General features: G+C 70.6%; 14 protein-coding genes. 5 read left to right on the top strand and 9 right to left on the bottom strand.

The window, feature by feature from the left end:
- Positions 1-123 precede the first annotated feature (123 nt).
- Together CCO03_RS16135 and CCO03_RS16130 are read left to right on the top strand one after the other, a co-directional pair.
- Complete coding sequence (locus CCO03_RS16135; RefSeq protein WP_087284832.1) at positions 124-780, top strand: histidine phosphatase family protein; 657 nt, start codon at positions 124-126, stop codon at positions 778-780.
- The gene (locus CCO03_RS16130) at positions 764-1,939 is read left to right on the top strand and encodes a DSD1 family PLP-dependent enzyme (protein WP_087282692.1); all 1,176 of its coding nucleotides are present in this window, start codon (positions 764-766) and stop codon (positions 1,937-1,939) included. Before CCO03_RS16135 ends, CCO03_RS16130 begins: the two co-directional genes overlap by 17 nt.
- Before the next feature lie 359 nt (positions 1,940-2,298).
- On the opposite strand, the gene aqpZ is transcribed toward CCO03_RS16130, so the two are convergent.
- Positions 2,299-2,979 (bottom strand): aquaporin Z, encoded by a 681-nt coding sequence (aqpZ, locus tag CCO03_RS16125; protein ID WP_087282690.1) that lies wholly within the window; start codon positions 2,977-2,979, stop codon positions 2,299-2,301.
- A gap of 443 nt (positions 2,980-3,422) precedes the next feature.
- Between aqpZ and CCO03_RS16120 the strand changes: the two genes are divergently transcribed.
- The gene (locus CCO03_RS16120) at positions 3,423-3,845 is read left to right on the top strand and encodes an acyl-CoA thioesterase (RefSeq protein WP_418236064.1); all 423 of its coding nucleotides are present in this window, start codon (positions 3,423-3,425) and stop codon (positions 3,843-3,845) included.
- A gap of 120 nt (positions 3,846-3,965) precedes the next feature.
- Here the strand turns inward: CCO03_RS16120 and ssuE are convergent, their stop codons facing one another.
- The 7 genes from ssuE to CCO03_RS16085 all read right to left on the bottom strand — a co-directional run bounded on the left by ssuE (position 3,966) and on the right by CCO03_RS16085 (position 11,908).
- The gene (gene ssuE, locus CCO03_RS16115) at positions 3,966-4,532 is read right to left on the bottom strand and encodes an NADPH-dependent FMN reductase (RefSeq protein ID WP_087282688.1); all 567 of its coding nucleotides are present in this window, start codon (positions 4,530-4,532) and stop codon (positions 3,966-3,968) included.
- A 176-nt stretch (positions 4,533-4,708) separates the two neighbouring features.
- Positions 4,709-5,896, bottom strand: coding sequence for an acyl-CoA dehydrogenase family protein (locus CCO03_RS16110; RefSeq protein ID WP_087282686.1), 1,188 nt, complete (start codon positions 5,894-5,896; stop codon positions 4,709-4,711).
- Positions 5,897-6,021: 125 nt separating this feature from the next.
- Complete coding sequence (locus CCO03_RS16105; protein ID WP_087282685.1) at positions 6,022-7,146, bottom strand: LLM class flavin-dependent oxidoreductase; 1,125 nt, start codon at positions 7,144-7,146, stop codon at positions 6,022-6,024.
- A gap of 385 nt (positions 7,147-7,531) precedes the next feature.
- Positions 7,532-8,743 carry a c-type cytochrome gene (locus CCO03_RS16100; RefSeq protein ID WP_157667736.1) on the bottom strand — a complete coding sequence of 404 codons (1,212 nt, stop codon included), beginning with the start codon at positions 8,741-8,743 and terminating at the stop codon, positions 7,532-7,534.
- Between the two features lie 15 nt (positions 8,744-8,758).
- Entirely contained in the window at positions 8,759-9,790 is a 1,032-nt protein-coding gene (locus CCO03_RS16095; protein ID WP_087282681.1) for an ABC transporter ATP-binding protein, read from the bottom strand.
- Positions 9,784-10,854, bottom strand: coding sequence for an ABC transporter permease (locus tag CCO03_RS16090; RefSeq protein WP_087282679.1), 1,071 nt, complete (start codon positions 10,852-10,854; stop codon positions 9,784-9,786). The genes CCO03_RS16095 and CCO03_RS16090 overlap by 7 nt, the downstream gene beginning before the upstream one ends.
- A 22-nt stretch (positions 10,855-10,876) precedes the next feature.
- Positions 10,877-11,908, bottom strand: coding sequence for an ABC transporter substrate-binding protein (locus CCO03_RS16085; RefSeq protein ID WP_087282677.1), 1,032 nt, complete (start codon positions 11,906-11,908; stop codon positions 10,877-10,879).
- A 275-nt stretch (positions 11,909-12,183) separates the two neighbouring features.
- Here CCO03_RS16085 and CCO03_RS16080 point away from each other — a divergent pair, with 275 nt between their 5' ends.
- Both CCO03_RS16080 and CCO03_RS16075 read left to right on the top strand, forming a co-directional pair.
- Positions 12,184-12,807, top strand: coding sequence for a cysteine dioxygenase family protein (locus CCO03_RS16080; protein WP_087284828.1), 624 nt, complete (start codon positions 12,184-12,186; stop codon positions 12,805-12,807).
- Between the two features lie 135 nt (positions 12,808-12,942).
- Positions 12,943-14,655 (top strand): rhodanese-related sulfurtransferase, encoded by a 1,713-nt coding sequence (locus CCO03_RS16075; protein WP_087282675.1) that lies wholly within the window; start codon positions 12,943-12,945, stop codon positions 14,653-14,655.
- Positions 14,656-14,945: 290 nt separating this feature from the next.
- On the opposite strand, the gene CCO03_RS16070 is transcribed toward CCO03_RS16075, so the two are convergent.
- Entirely contained in the window at positions 14,946-15,770 is an 825-nt protein-coding gene (locus tag CCO03_RS16070) for an enoyl-CoA hydratase (RefSeq protein WP_157667735.1), read from the bottom strand.
- Positions 15,771-16,167: the final 397 nt, after the last annotated feature.

Raw genomic sequence — 16,167 nt, 5'->3', positions numbered from 1 at the left:
GCCTCGACGTCGTGCAGATCCAGGCCGGGTGTCCGGGGCCCCAGCCGCCGACCGCAACCGCCTGCGACGCGCCCCCTGGCATGGCGACTGCGGGTGGCCTCGGCCCCTGGCATGATCGCCCGCATGGACGCAACGCGCATCATCCTCATCCGCCATGGCGAAACGGCCTGGAACGCCAGCACCCGCATCCAGGGCCACACCGACATTGGCCTGAATGCGCGGGGGCTGCTGCAGGCCCAGCTGGTGGCGCAGGCCCTGGCCCAACGCGAGCCGCTGGCTGCCATCGTCAGCAGCGACCTGAGCCGCGCCCGCCAGACGGCGCAGGCCACCGGCGATGCCACGGGCGTGGCGGTGCAGGTGGATGCGCAGTGGCGCGAGCGCGCGTTTGGCCGTTTCGAAGGCGAGCGCTTCGACGACATCCTGGCCCGTTGGCCGGAAGAAGCCCAGCGCTGGCGCACCCGCGAGCCCGACTGGCAGGCGCCGGACGGTGGCGAATCGCTGGTGCAGCTGCGTGCGCGCATCGCGCAGGCCCTGAACACCCTGGCCGCCCGCCATGCCGGGCAGCTGATCGCCATCTTCACGCACGGCGGCGTGATCGACGTCGTGCATCGCCTGGCCCGCGGACTGGACCTGCAGGCCCCGCGCAGCTGGCAGCTGGCGAACGCCGCCATCCACCGCCTGCTGTGGACGCCCGATTCGCTGCACATCGTCGGCTGGGACGACCAGCAGCACCTGCAACACCCGCAATTGATGGAGTCCCTGGATGAGCGCAGCGCTTGACACGCGAACCCCGCAGCACCTCACCGTGGTGGGCATGCCGGTGCACGACCTGCCCACGCCATGCCTGGTGGTGGACCTGGACGCGCTCAACCGCAATGTGCAGCGCATGGCCGCGTACTGCGCGCGCCACAAGGTGCGCCTGCGCCCGCACGCCAAGACGCACAAGAGCGCCGACATCGGCCGCGTGCAGATGCAGGCCGGCGCCGTGGGCGTGTGCGTGCAGAAGGTGTCCGAGGCCGAAGCCCTGGTGGACGTGGGGGCCTCGAAGCTGCTCATCACCAACGAGGTGATCGCCCCGCTCAAGCTGATGCGGGTGGCCGAGCTGGCGCAGTGCGTGGCCGGCCGCAACGGGCAGCTGGGCATCGTGGTCGACAGCCTGCAGGGCATCGACGCGCTGGGGGCCGCCATGGCACTGGTCCATGCCTCCATCGACGTGTACGTCGAGATCAACGTGGGCCAGAACCGCTGTGGGGTGCCGCCGGGCGAGGCGGCTGTGCCATTGGCGCAGGCCATCGGCCAGCATGCCAACATGCGGTTTGCGGGCCTGCAGGCCTACAACGGCAAGCTGCAGCATGCGCGCACGGTGGCGGCCCGACGCCAGGCCGTGGCCGACGTGGCCGTGCAGATCCAGGCCACGCGCGATGCGCTGCATGCCGCCGGCCTGCCGGTGCCGCTGGTCACGGGCGGGGGGACAGGCGCGTTCGCGATCGAGATCGCCTCGGGGCAGTACGACGAGATCCAGGCCGGCAGCTACGTCTTCATGGACGCCGAGTACATGGACAACGAGCGCGATCCCTCGCAACCCGAGTTCGAGAACAGCCTGTTCGTGCTGACGCAGGTGATGAGCGTGAGCGCCGACCACGTGGTGTGCGATGCGGGCCACAAAAGCCACGCCATCGACGCCGGTCTGCCGCGGGTGTGGACGGCCGAGGATGAAACGCCGCTGGTGTTCGCCAATGGCGGCGACGAGCACGGCATCCTGCGTGCGGCCCAGCCCGGCGAGGCGCTGCCTGCGCTGGGGTCGCTGATCTGGCTGATCCCCGGCCACTGCGACCCGACGGTGAACCTGCACCGGCGCCTGTATGGCGTGCGCGGCGGCTTGCGCCACGGCCGCGTGGACCACGTGATCCGTGTGGACGCGCGCGGCTGCGTGCAGTGACGGGGGCTGCATGCGCCGAGGGCAGGGCGCGCGCGGCACCAGCGCGTGATGGCGGCCGCTGGCCCGTGGGCCACGGCCTGACCGGCGTGTGGGCAGGTGTGGGGGCACGGGGCTAAACGTCACCCGTCGATGCGCGATTTCTGATGGAGTATCCATGGCTTGCCGTTTTCTTTGAAACGGCATTGGGGTGATACTGCCAATTGTTTCGTGACAGATTGCGTGAGCTGGCCTTCCCCCGTGTGGCGTCGTGAAGCGGCGTGCCATCGAGCACGATCCGGGGAAGCCATCGCGCGGGCGAAAAAAAGCCTGGTCATCGACCAGGCTGTTCACGGGCGCCGCTGCCGTGACGGCAGCGAACCTCAGTCGCGGGCCACGCCGCGGTAAACCAGGGCGCCCAGGATGCCACCCACGATGGGGGCGACCCAGAACACCCACAACTGGCCGACCGCGCCGGTCGAGGCGAACAACGCCACGCCGGTCGAACGCGCCGGGTTCACCGAGGTGTTGGACACCGGGATGCTGACCAGGTGGATCAGCGTCAGGCACAGGCCGATGGCGATGGGTGCGAAACCCGCAGGCGCGCGCTTGTCGGTGGCGCCCATGATCACGAACAGGAAGATGGCCGTCAGCACCACTTCGCAGACGATGACCGCGGCCAGGCTGAACTTGCCGGGCGACAGGTCGCCGAAGCCGTTGCTGGCGAAGCCGCCGGGCTCGAAGCCGGGCTTGCCCGAAGCGATCAGGTACAGCACACCCGCGGCGGCAATGGCACCCACGACCTGCGCCACGATGTAGGGCACCAGGTCACGCGTTTCGAAGCGCCCACCGGCCCACAGGCCGAACGACACGGCGGGGTTGAGGTGGCAGCCCGAAATGTGGCCGATGGCAAACGCCATGGTGAGCACGGTGAGGCCGAAGGCCAGCGACACGCCGGCAAAGCCGATGCCCAGCTCGGGAAACGCCGCCGCCAGCACGGCGCTGCCGCAGCCGCCCAGGACCAGCCAGAAGGTGCCGATCAGCTCGGCCAAGTATTTGTTCATGGGAAGGTTTCATGAAAGGTTGAACACGGGCAAATGGTAGGGCGCTATGCCGTCAAAACAAAGTCTGCGCCCGCAGGGCGATGAAAAAACCACAGACAGTGTCGGAAAACGCACACCACCAATGATGGTGTAACGGGCTGTGAGCGAGATGGCGTGGACCTGTCCCGGGGCATCTCTACCTCGCCGGGGTCATGCGCCGGGCACCCGTGCGCGACACCGAGGCGACGCGAAGGTGCTGGCGGCGGTCGATGCTGAGACGGTGAGACGGAACCAGGCGGGCGATGCAGCAGCGGCTTGAACCCCCCGGGGGTGAGTCGCGGGCTGACCGAGGCTGGACGCGCGCCCGGTGACGGAGGAAAATACGGGTTTTCCCTGGTTCGAAATGCGCAGCCCCGTGAAGGCCGGCGCCCACAATGATGCAGATGAACGACTTGCCGATCGGCATGCCCATGATGAACAACCAAGCCGTGTCGGCTCCGCTGGTCGAGCCGCCCAAGGACTACGAACTCGTGCTCAAGGTCATCCCCATGCCGGGCGATTGCAACGGCAATGGCGACATCTTCGGGGGCTGGGTGATGGCCCAGGTCGACCTGGCGGGCTCGGTGCTGCCGGCACGCCACACACAAGGCCGCATGGCCACCGTGGCTGTGAACGAGTTCATCTTCAAGCAGCCGGTGCGCGTGGGCGACATCCTGAGTTTTTATGCCAAGGTGCTGCACATCGGCACCACGTCCATCCGCGTGCACGTGGAAGCCCTGACCGAGCGCTTCGACACCCAGGGCAAGTACATCAAGGTCACCGAAGCCACCATCACCTACGTCGCCATCGACGAGCAGGGCCGGCCGCGCCCCGTGCCTCGGCGCTGAGCAGCCCGGCGGCCCGTGGCGTCGATCACGATCCGCGCTGCCGCAGCTGCCCTGGGTCTACCATGAACCCTGCCAGCACGACTACCCGATCGGGTAGTCGTGCTGGCCTGCGGCCTGGATTCAGGCGTTGGCCGCCAGCGGCGTGGACGCCGGCAGCGCGTGTGCGATGCCGGCTTCCTGCAGCAAGCTGCCCAGGCCGTGCGCCACGCGCTGGGCGATGTCGGCGTCGATGTGCACGCCATCGGGCGAACGCTTGATCTGGGCATCGGTGGCGTAGATGCCTTGCAGCACCAGGCGGGCCCCCAGCGCTTGCAGCACCGGTCGCAGGGCATAGTCCAGCGCCAGCAGGTGACCCGGGCTGCCGCCCGTGGCCAGCGGCAGCACCGCCTTGCCCTGCAGGGCGCTTTGCGGCAGCACATCCAGCAGCGCCTTCAGGGCACCGGCATAGGCCGCCTTGTAGATGGGGGTGGCCACCACGATGGCCTTGGCCTGGGCCACCTGGCGCACCGCGGCCAGCACGCTGGCGTGGCTGAAATCGGCACGCAGCAGGGCTTCGGCCGACACGTCGCGCACGCTCAGGCGTTCCACGCGCACGCCGCGCGCCACCAGGTGGGCGTGGGCATCGTCCAGCAAGGCGGCCGAACGAGAGGGTTCGCTGGGGCTGCCAGCAATCAACAAAACAGACATTCAAGGCTCCTGCCGCGGCGTGCGGCGTGGGGCCGGGCTGACAAGGCAGCCCGGCAGGGGTGGGTGGACCGGCTGGGCCCGGCCGGTGGCGTCGCCAGGGAGCAGCCGTAGTCGGCGGGCTGTGCGGCCCCATGAGCGCCTTCGCCAGGCCAGGGCTTGGCGTGGACGCGGGACGTTCACAGCGCCAGCGCCTCGCGGCCGGCTGCCACGTGCACGCTGTCGACCTGCGGCGTGTGCACGGGGCCGCACAGCACGTCACGCAGGTGGCGCTCCAGCGGGTTGCGGCGCGACAGGCCATGGTTGCTGGTCAACGCCAGCGCCTCGTGCACGGCCTGCACGGCGGCTTCGGTCACCTGCACCTTCACCAGGCCGCTTTCGGTGGCCGACGGCACGTCGCCGGCGTCCACGCGTTGCGCCAGCTGGGCGATGAGCAGCGCGTTCACGGTCAGCAGCCGCTCGATGCGGCCCACGGCCTCTTGCACGCGCGGCAGGGTGGCCAGCGGGGCGCCCAGGCTGGCGGGCGTGCGTTCACGCAGAAAACCCAGCGTCCAGCGGTGTGCGGCGCGGGCCACGCCGCTGTAGATCTGCCCCAGGAAGACGGCCATCTCGGCCTGCAGGTCGGCATTGCCGCCTTGCCAGGCCTGCGGCGGGCGGATGTCCACGGCGTGATCGGCCGGCAGGTGCACCCCCTCGAACACGATGTCGTGGCTGCCGCTGGCGCGCAGACCCAGGTGGTTCCAGCTGTGCTCGATGCGCACGCCGGGCCGCTGTGCATCGACCAGGAAGGTGCCCACGCGGGGCGGCGTTTCATCGGTGCGGGCCCACACGGCCAGCCAGCGCAGGCCGGGTGCGCCCGTGCTGTAGATCTTGCGGCCCGACAGCACCCAGCCCTCGCCGCTGCGGCGGGCCGTGGTGGCGGGCAAGCCACCGCGCGCGGGCGTGCCCAGTTCGGGCTCCACGCGCAGCGAGTTGATGAGGGCCACCTGCGGATTGGCCGTCTGCACCACACGCCGTGCCAGCTGCACGGGCCAGCGCGAGCTGGCCCGGCTGAGGCTGCGGTGCTGGATGTACTGCATCGCCAGCACCAGGGCCGTGGCCGGGCAGGCTTCGCCCAGGGTGCCGATGACCTGCGATAGCGTCGCCAGGCTGGCCCCTTGCGTGGGCAGGGCGATGGACAGGCCGGCGCTGCGGTCGGGGTGCTGCAGCAGGTGCGGCGAGGCCGCCAGGCTCAACAGGCCGGCCGCGGCCAGTTCGGAAAAGTTGTCGTGCGGAAAGCTGGCCCGTTCGTCGTGCAGGGCGGCGCGTTCGGCGAACTGGGCCGCCAGCGTCTGGGCCAGTTGCAAAGGAGAGAGTGCGGCGTTCATGGGGCGGCGTGGCCGTGGGGCATGCAGGTGTGGGTCGAGGTGAAAGAGGATGGGGTATTCGTCGTTGCCGATTCATCATCCATCGACAAGCCTGAATACCCCATGGTGGTGATCGACCCTGGGAATCAGGCGGCCTTGCGCGAGAGCGCCAGGGCCTGCGTCTGGGCTTGCGCTTCGCGTGCGGCCACTTTTTCGCGCACCAGCGGAATCAGCTCGCGGCCGTATTCCACGGCGTCCAGCAGCGGGTCGAAGCCGCGGATCAGGAAGCGTTCTATGCCCAGCGCGTGGTACTTGAGCAGGGCGTCGGCCACCTGCTCGGGCGTGCCCACCAGCGAGGTCGAGTTGGAGCGGCCGCCGGTCTGCTTGGCCAGTGCGGTCCACAGGCGCTCGTCCACCACATCCCCCTTGGCGGCATCGGCCAGCAGGCGCTGCGCGCCCACGCTCTGCGCCGGGCCGCCGCGGGCAAAGCCCTGGGCGATGCCACTCTTGGCTTGCAGCGCCTGCGTGTCCTCGAGGATGCGGGCCGCCTTGTCCCAGGCTTCGCCCTCGGTCCGGCCCAGGATGGGGCGGAAGGAGATCGAAAAGCCGATGTCGCGCTGGTGGCGGGCGGCCGAGGCCCGCACCTGGCTCACCAGCGACTCGGCCTGGCTCAGCGACTCGCCCCACAGCGCGTACACGTCGGCGTGCTTGCCGGCCACCTCCAGCGCCGGTGCCGAGGCCCCGCCGAAGAAGATGGGCACATAGGGCTGCTGCACCGGCTTGACCTCGGACCAGGCGTTTTCGAAGCGGTAGAACTTGCCTTCGTGGTCGAAGGGCTGGTCCGCGGTCCACACCTTGCGCAGCACCTCCAGGTACTCGTCCGAGCGGGCATAGCGTTCGTCGTGGCCGACGAAGTCGCCGTCACGGGCCTGGTCGGCGTCCGAGCCACCGGTGATGTAGTGCACGGCCAGGCGGCCGTCGATGTACTGGTCCAGCGTGGCGAACTGGCGGGCCGCCAGCGTGGGCGCCACAAAGCCGGGGCGGTGCGCCAGCAGGAAGTGGATGCGCTGCGTGGCCAGGGCGGCGTAGGTCACGGTCAGCACGGTGTCGGGGCTCGTGCCGCTGGACGGGACCAGCACGCGGTCGAAGCCCGCGTGTTCATGCGCTTGCGCAAAGGCGCGCACAAAGGCCGGGTTGACGTTGGCGCCGCGCTGGGCAAAGGTTTCCGAGATTTCGTTCGGCTGGATCATGCCGATGAACTGAACGCCCATGAATGGCTCCTGAAGGTCGAGAAGGAATGGCATCGATCTTCGGCACGCGGCCAGCGTTGAACAACGAACAAAAACGTGCTTTCACATGCGTGGGGCGCATATGGGCAGGCCGGTGTGATGGCTGCGTGCCGCGGCCGACCCAGGGCCCGCCGTGCCGGCTGCGCGTCTGCATGCGGCGCTGTTTACTGCGTGTCTGCGACCACGTGACTGACGCGGCGTGGTGGCGCGGACGCCGGCCATCCTGCCGCCATCACCACGGGTTCAGCGCGGTCCAGGGTTCAGGTGGCGGCCGGTTGCTGGCGCGCACAGGCCTGGCGGCAGCGGCGTCTCAAAGCGTGGGGCTCTTCCGCGTCAGTGCTTCGCCACCGGCATTCGACCGAGGGGCTCAGCGGTGCGCAAAGCCCGCGCGCAGGGGCAGCAGCGGCGCGGCGTCCATGCGGGCGATGAGCGCATCCAGGCCTTCGCCGACGGGGCGGCTGGCATCGGCCACGGCGGCTTCGGGGCCGGTCGGGGTCTGGCACAGCAAGTCGTCGTCGCGCCAACCCGCGGCGCCCGGCGTGCTGCGCGCGCGCAGCCAGCCGGCGCGGTCGCTCAGCACCTGGTGGCCGTTCAGGCTGGTGGGGGGCACGCCCAACAGCTGGGCCATGGCGGTGCGGAAATCGGGGTCGTCGAGGGTGCAGTCGACGGCCACCGAGTCGGCCGCGCCAGATGCCGCTCCAGCGGGGGTGACCAGCACGGTGAACAGGCGGGGATCGGGGCGCAGGTCGGCCGGCACCGTGTCGGCGAACACCAGGCGCGTGCGCAGGCTGGCTGGGGCGGCGGGACAAGCGCTTTGCGCGCGGGGCAGGCGCACGGGTTGGGGCCAGCCGCCGCCCTCGGCCACATTCTGGCCGGCGGCATTGGCGCGCAGGAAGTCCAGCACCTGCCAGGTCTGCTCGGCGCTCAGCGCGGCGCCAAAGGCATGCGGCGGGTGCGGGCCCTCGTCGGCCTGCCAGCCGTGGCGCACGCGCCAAAGCAGCTCGCCCTCCAGCCGCTTGCTCAGCAGGTTGCCGATCAGCGTGGGCGGCCACAGGTCGTTCGGGCCGCCCTGGGCGGCGCGGGGACCGTCGCCGCGTGCCGTGGGGCCGTGGCAGCTGGCGCAATGGGCGGCGTACAGCTGCTGCCCGGCGACGATGGCACGCGCCTCGAAGCCCGTGGGCGACTGGTGAAAGCTGGTGGGCACGGCGCGCGTGAACACCAGGTGGGCGGGCGGCCAGGGCGCGGCCAGCAGGGCCAGCGCGGCCAGCGCCCACCAGGCCCGGGGCCAGGTCAAGAGCGGGTGGGGGCGTGCAGGCGCAGGCACCTGCCGATGCCGACGGGTCCGCCGCTGGCTGAGCAGCGCCGCGCCCGCGCAGGTCAGCGCCAGGGCGATGGCCGCCAGCGTCCACAGCAGCTGGCGCAGCAGGCCGGCGTCGTAGGCCAGCACCTGGGCCGAAAAGCGCCAGGCGTGCGGCCAGGCGGGCTGGCCGTCCACGGTGCGCGCCAGGCCTAGCAGGTCCAACCCCTGCAGCCATGCGCGCTGGGCGGCGTCGAGTGCCGCCAGCACGCGCTCACGCATCGCGGCCAGGTCCATTCAATCCGTGCTCAGGCCCAGCAGGCCCAGCGCCTGCTGGCGCAGCGCGATGAAGCGCGGGTGCGTGCGCTGGCGCGGGTAGGGCAGGTCGTTCACCAGCACCTGCTTGATGTGGGTCGGCCGCTCGCTGAGCACCACCACGCGCTGCGCCAGGTACAGCGCTTCTTCCACGTCGTGGGTGACCAGCAGCGTGGAAAAGCCCTGGCTTTGCCACAGCCGCAGCAGCTCGCCCTGCATGTGCAGCCGCGTCAGCGAATCGAGCTTGCCCAGCGGTTCGTCCAGCACCAGCAGGCTGGGCTCGTTGACCAGGGCGCGCGCCAGCGCCACGCGCTGCGCCATGCCCCCTGACAGCTGGTGCGGGTAGGCTCGGGCGAACGCCGTCAGGCCCACCATGTCCAACGCCTGCGCAACGCCAGCCGCAGCGAAGGGCCGCTCCTGAGCCAGGCCAGCCCCCCGGGGAAGGGACTCGAGCGCGGTCGGGGAGCGTGGGGGCGCCGGCCGCAGCGCAGGGCCGCCCCAAGCCAGGCCAGCCCCCTTGGGGGGCAGGGACCCGAGCGCAGCCGGGGAGCGTGGGGGCTTGTGGCGCACGCCGCGGGCCTGCAGGCCCAGCGCCACGTTCTGCCACACCGTGCGCCAGGGGAACAGCGTCGGGTCCTGGAACACCACGATGCGCGACGGGTGCGGCCGCGTGATGGCCTCGCCGTCGTGCGTGATGGCGCCTTGCCGCGGCTGCTCCAGCCCGGCCACCAGGCGCAGCAACGAGCTCTTGCCGCAGCCGCTGGGGCCGATCAGGGCGACGAACTCGCCCGGCGCGATCTGCAGGCTCAGGTCGTCGATGACCTGCAGCGCCTGCGCGTCGGCCGCGCTGCGCTGCGGCAGGTCGAACCAATGGCTGACCGCCTGCACGTCGATGTGGGCGCCGGCTTGCGGGGGTGAAGATGATGAAGGTAGTACCGGTCCATCTTCGTTTTCAGAAGGACGGTGAGGTGCATATACTGCGTCGTCATCGGCCAGGTCAAGCACGCTCACCATGTCACCACCCCCTTTTGCCAGGCCAGCACGCGGCCGCGCACGGCGAACAGCAGGCTGATCACGCCCGAGAACAGCAGGGCCATCAGCAGCAGGGCGGCGTACATGTTGGGGTAGCTGGCCCAGCCTTGCGCCCAGGTCAGGTACCAGCCCAGGCCCGATTTCACGCCCAGCATCTCCGCCACCACCAGCGTCGAAAACGCCGCGCCCAGGCCCATGAACAGGCCCACGAACACCTGCGGCAGGGCCGCCGGAATCGCCACGCGGAAGATGAGGAAGGCCTGGCTGGCCCCCAGGGTGCGGGCCACGTCGTAGTACTGCTTGTTCACGCTGACCACGCCCGACCAGGTGAGGATGGCGACCGGAAACGCGGTGCCCAGCGCAATCAGGAAGATGGCCGTGGACCAGCTGGACGGGAAGAAGTAAAAGCAGATCGGCAGCAGCGCCGTGGTGGGCACCGGGCCCAGCACGCGCAGCACCGGGTGGATCCAGTAATTGGCCACGCGCGACCAGCCGATCCACACGCCCACGGCAAACCCCCACAGACCGCCGATGCCGGTGCCGATGGCCAGCAGCTTGAGCGAGTTGAAGGCGCTTTCGCCCAGACGGGCCCAGTCGGTCACGTAGACCTCGGCCAGGGCCGTGGGGGGCGCAAAGAACGGCGTCGGCAGCCACGCGGTCTTGGCGGTGGCCAGCTCCCACAGCGCCAGGCCCACGCCCGCGGCCACCAGCCAGGGGCCGGTGTGGCGCAGCGTGCCCAGGACAGGCGTGCGGGCCTGGGCCACGGCGGGCCAGAGCGACAGCACGGCCAACACGGCCGCGGCGGCCAGCGCCACCACGCCGAACTCGGTCGTGTACACCCACTCGCTGAAGCCGGCTTCCTGGTTGGGCACCAGCAGGGTCAGCAGGCCCAGACCCAGCCAGGCCGCGGCGGCCAGCAGGCCCACGCCCCAGGTGTGCAGCCGCCTGCGCGGGACCGGTACGGCGGGGCTGCGCGGGGCGGCGGTGGCAGAAGACGCGCGCACCTCGGGCGGCGCGGGCAGGACATGGTCGGCGACGGCACTCATGGTGTTCTCTCTCCTGGTGGCGTCAGCCCAGCACGTCGGCGAACACGTGGTTGGCGTACTTGGCAGGGTCGGTCGAGGGCTTGAGCACGCCGACCAGCTTGAAGTCGCGGGCGTAGAACTCGATCTCCTGACGCAGGTTGTGGCCCACGGGGTGGCTGCGGTGGGTCAGCGTGCCCAGCACGGCGCGCAGGTCGGCCTCGCTGGCCTTGGAATAGGGCGCGAAGGCGCGCGCCGCTTCGCCGGGGTTGTCGGCGACGTAGTCCGAAGCCTCGACGATGGCGCGCACCAGCTGTGCCACCACCGGCTTGTTCTGGCGCAGCAGCTTGCCGCCCACGCCCACCACGCAGCAGGTCTTGGCCGCGTACTCGCCCGACAGGTTGGTGGCGATGTCCACCAGGCCCGCCGTCTTGCGCTGGATGAACACCAGGTTGGGGTCGCCGTCGGCGATCGCATGGGCTTCGCCCTTTTCCACCGCCAGGCCCAGCATGTCGGCCGGGAACTGGCGCCACTGCACGTCCTTCTCGGGGTCGATGCCGTTCTTCTTGAGCAGCACGGAGAAGAAGTTCTTGCCCGGCGCATTGAGGTCGGACACGGCAATCGTCTTGCCCTTGAGCGAGGCCAGCGAGGTGATGCCGGCCTTTTCATAGCCCACCAGGCGCGAGCAGCCGCCGTGCGAGCTGCCCACCAGTTTCACGTCCAGGCCCGACTCCAGCGGCTTGATCCAGCGGTGGATCATGCCGAGCGCCGCATCGGCTTTCGAGGTGGCGATCACCTCGAGCAGCTGATCGGTCGAACCCGAGAAGTTGATGAGCTCGACCTGCAGCCCGTGCTTGGCAAAGATGCCCTTGCTCTGCGCCACGGGCGCGGCGGCCAGGCAGGGGGCGTTGGCGTTCCAGGCCAGCTTGATGGGCGTGAGGGTGGCGGCCCTGGCCGGGTGGTTCGACAGGCCCAGCGCGCCGGCGCCGCCCAGCGCGGCCAGGGCAGCACCGCGGCCCAGCCAGGTGCGGCGCGAGGGGGATGAGGGCAGGGCGGGGAAGGGGGGCAGAGTGCGCATGCAGATCCTTGCGTGGGAGGGAGAACCACGTTGGCGCAGCGCAGGCGCTGGCACGGTGTGGCGATGCTGCGCATTGCACGCCAGGCCCCCGCGGGCTGTGAACGAACGAAATCGCGCTTGCATATGCGAAAGCCGTTCAGCGCGCGCAGGCCATTTGCGGTTCAATCGCCACCATGACCCGCATTCCCCTGTCCCCGGCGACCAGCCCTCGGGCAAGCCACTCGGCAAGCCAATCGGCCAGCCCTTTGGCCAACGCCCCAGCCGGCGCGGTGGCCATGGCGCCCGCCCACGCCGATGCCGTGACCCCGGCCCCCAACCTGGCCCGGCTGCGTGGCTTTCTGCAGCGCCTGGCGGCCCTGGTCGAGCAAGCGCCCGACACCGCCCACATCGTGCAACACGGAGCCGGCCTGCTGTCCGAGCTGGTGCGCCACGACGACTGGCTGCCCGAGGCCTGTGCCCAACCGCACCCCGAGCACTACCAGCAGCACCTGCTGCACGCCGACGCGCTGGGGCGCTTCTCGGTGGTGAGCTTCGTCTGGGGCCCCGGCCAGCAGACGCCCATCCATGACCACACCGTCTGGGGCCTGATCGGCATGCTGCGCGGCAGCGAGCATTCGCAGCGCTTTGTGCAGGACGGCGTCGGCCGCTGGCAGCCCGAGGGCGAGCCCGAGCGCCTGCTGCCCGGCGACGTCGAGGCCGTCTACCCGCCCGACCACGACGTGCACCAGGTGCGCAACGCCTTCGACGACCGCGTGTCCATCAGCATCCACGTCTACGGCGCCAACATCGGCGGCGTGTCGCGCCACGTGTTCACCCCCGATGGGCAGACCAAGCCCTTCATCTCGGGCTACAGCAACACCGTGCTGCCCAACCTGTGGGACGTGTCGCGCGCGGCCTGATCGATGCATGGGGTATGGTTGCATGCTCGTTTGCCATGAAATGGCGGCGCAGCCATACGGCATGCAGATTGGCTGCTGACTTCATCCCTTCCAGCCCGACTGCCGGGCCTGTTCACCGCTGACCCTTCCTGATCCATGACCCAGGCCACCTTGACCTCCACCCCGTCTTCCACCGCCCCGTCTGCGCCCGGCGCCGCGTCTTCCTCGGTTGCCGAATGGACCCCGGCGCAGGTGCGCCAGGCCCTGCTGGCCGGGCAGGAGATCGCCCTGCTCGACGTGCGCGAGGAAGACCCCTTCGCCCAGAGTCATCCGCTGTTCGCGGCCAACCTGCCGCTGGGTCGCATCGAGCTCGACGCCTGGCGCCGCATCCCGCGCCGCGACACGGCCATCGTCGTTTACGACAACGGCGAAGGCCTGGCGCCGCGCGCGCTGAACAAACTGCGCGAGCTGGGCTACACCCAGCTGGCCCTGCTGCAGGGCGGCCTGCAAGGGTGGCGCGAGGCCGGCGGCGAGCTGTTCATCGACGTGAACGTGCCCAGCAAGTCGTTCGGCGAGCTGGTCGAGGCCAAGCGCCACACGCCTTCGCTGTCGGCGCAAGAGGTCAAGGCCCTGCTCGACGCCCAGGCCGACGTGGTGGTGCTGGACATGCGCCGCTTCGACGAATACCAGACCATGAGCATCCACACCGGCATCAGCGTGCCCGGTGCCGAAGTGGTGCTGCGCGCGGCCAACCTGGCGCCCAACCCGGCCACGCAGATCATCGTCAACTGCGCGGGTCGCACGCGCTCCATCATCGGCACGCAGTCGCTGGTCAACGCCGGCCTGCCCAATCCCATTGCCGCGCTGCGCAACGGCACCATCGGCTGGACGCTGGCCGGCCAGACGCTGGACCACGGCGCCAGCCGTCGTTTCGGCCCCGTGAGCGAGGCCGAGCGCCTGCAGGCCGCCGAGCGCGCCCGCCGCGTGGCCGATGGCGCCGGCGTGAAACGCGCCACGCTGGCCGATGTGGACCGCTTCGTGGCCGAGGCCGCGCGCACCACCTACCTGCTCGACGTGCGCACGCCCGAGGAGTACGCCCATGCCCACCTGCCCGGTTTTGCCAACGCACCGGGCGGCCAGCTGGTGCAGGAGACCGACCACACCGTGCCCGTGCGCGGCGCCCGCATCGTGCTGGTCGACGACGATGGCGCGCGCGCCAACATGAGCGCCTCGTGGCTGGCGCAGATGAACTGGGACGTGTGGGTGCTGGACCTGGCCGCCGATGCGCAGCAGCTGCCCGCGGCCGCGGCCAACGCCTTCCGCGAGACCGGTGTGCCGGCCGCCACGCTGCCGCCTGTGCCGGCCGGCGTGCGCCGCGTGTCGCCCCAGGCGCTGGCCCAGTGGCTGGGCATCGAAGGCGCCGACGTGCAGGCCAACGACACCGTGGTCCTCAACCTGACCACCAGCGCCAACCACGTCAAAGCCCACATCCCCGGGGCCTGGTTCGTGCTGCGCCCGCAGCTGGCCGAGGCGCTGCCCCGGCTGCCCGTGGCCAAGCGCTATGTGCTGACCTGCGGCAACAGTTCGCTGGCCGCGTATGCCGTGGCCGAGCTGCAGCAGCTCACCTCGGCCGAGGTGCTGCTGCTGGACGGCGGCAATGCGGCCTGGCAGGCGGCGGGCTTGCCCACCGAATCCGGCGAGCACAACCTGGCGTCGCCGCGCATCGATCGCTACCGCCGCCCCTACGAGGGCACGGACGCGCCGCGCGAAGCCATGCAGGCCTACCTGGATTGGGAATACGGCTTGGTCGAACAGCTGGGCCGCGACGGCACGCACGGCTTCCGCGTGCTGGGCGAGGCCACGGCCTGAAACCTGCGCGGGCAGGGGGTTGAACGGCCGCGCCGCTTGGCGGCCGCTCAGCCATCGTGGCGGCAGCGGCCTTGACTGCTGGCCGCTTGCTGCAGCCTATGGGGTCTGGAGTATGGCCTGATTTCCGATTGCATTGCCGTCGGTAACGCAGAATACCCCGTGATGCGAATCGCTGGATCCGCCGCACCGAACCGCACGCCCCGTTTTTCAGGGCCTGCTGCTGGGCTGCATCCAGCGTGGCCGGGTCGCTGCGTGCGCCGCAGCGTCTCGACCACCCAGGATCCTTGCGTTCAAGGCGTGTGCCGCGCGCGCTGCTGCAGCGCGGCCATGCCGCCGCCAGCCAACACGCCGTCGGCGTGGGCGCTGTGCCAGGCGCGTGCGCGGGCCTGCTCCAGCGCAAGGCCCGCGGTCTGGCTGCCAGCGAAGCCGTCGTCGATGAGCTGGCGGTAGCCGCGCAGCATGGCGTCGGGCAGCTCGAGCATGTCGCGCGCCAGCTGCAGGCCCTGGGCCAGCAGCTCGTCGTGCGGCACCACGCGGTTGACCAGGCCCCAGCGCTCGGCGGTGAGGGCGTCGATGAAATTGCCGGTCAGCGACACCTCTTTGGCGCGCGCGATGCCGATGCGGCGCGACAGGCGCTGCGACATCCCCGAGCCGGGCAGGATGCCGACGCGGCCGTGCGTGTCGGCAAACCGGGCATCGGGTGCGGCCAGCAGCACGTCGCACAGCAGCGCCAACTCGAACCCACCCGTGATGGCTGCGCCCTGCACCAGGCCGATGAGCGGGCCGTCGAAACCCACGATGCTGCCGGCCACGTTGGGAGCATCGCCCAGGAAGGCGGGGCTGCCGCCTGCGTCGGCTGCAGGCGCAGCGGCGCTTTGGGTGCGTTGCTGCAGCTCCTTCAGGTCCAGGCCGGCGCAGAACGCGCGCCCGGCGCCGCGCAGGATGAGCACGCGGGCCTGGCCGTCGGCGTTCAGGGTGTCGATGGCGCGGCGCAGCTGCCGCCGCAAGGCGCTCGACAGGGCGTTGAGCGCCTGCGGGCGGTTCAGGGTGACGATGGCGAGGCCGGGTTCGGGCCGCTCCACCAGGACCAGGTCGGGGGCGTCAGAGGGTGTCATGTCCAGCGATGTCCAATGAGAAGAGGCTGCGGCTTGCGCGGTGGCCGCTTGAGGGCGCCGTCCGCGCCGCCTTGCCCCCAGGGTCGCCAGGACGCGGCAGGTCGGCGGCATTCGGTGGCACGTGGGCCCTCTGCAGGGCTGGCCGAGACGAGGCGGCCAGCCGGATGCCCTGGCCCATGGCGGCGAAGCCACCCACCCGGATGGCGGGCCCGGCTGCGCTCGCACACCCTGGCGTGATGGTGGGTGGGGTATGGGTGCAGTCCCGTTTCCTTGAAAACGGCCATGCCACCATACTGCCTGCACACAGGCCATCTGCACACAGGCCATCTGCACACAGGCCAGCTGCGCACGGACCCTTTGCGTACAGGCCGCCGGCGCGGGGCGCCGGTGCCGGTGC

Origin of the sequence: Comamonas serinivorans (assembly GCF_002158865.1) — a bacterium.
GTDB classification, from domain to species: Bacteria; Pseudomonadota; Gammaproteobacteria; order Burkholderiales; family Burkholderiaceae_C; genus Comamonas_E; species Comamonas_E serinivorans.
This window is presented reverse-complemented; position numbering and strand designations above follow the sequence as displayed.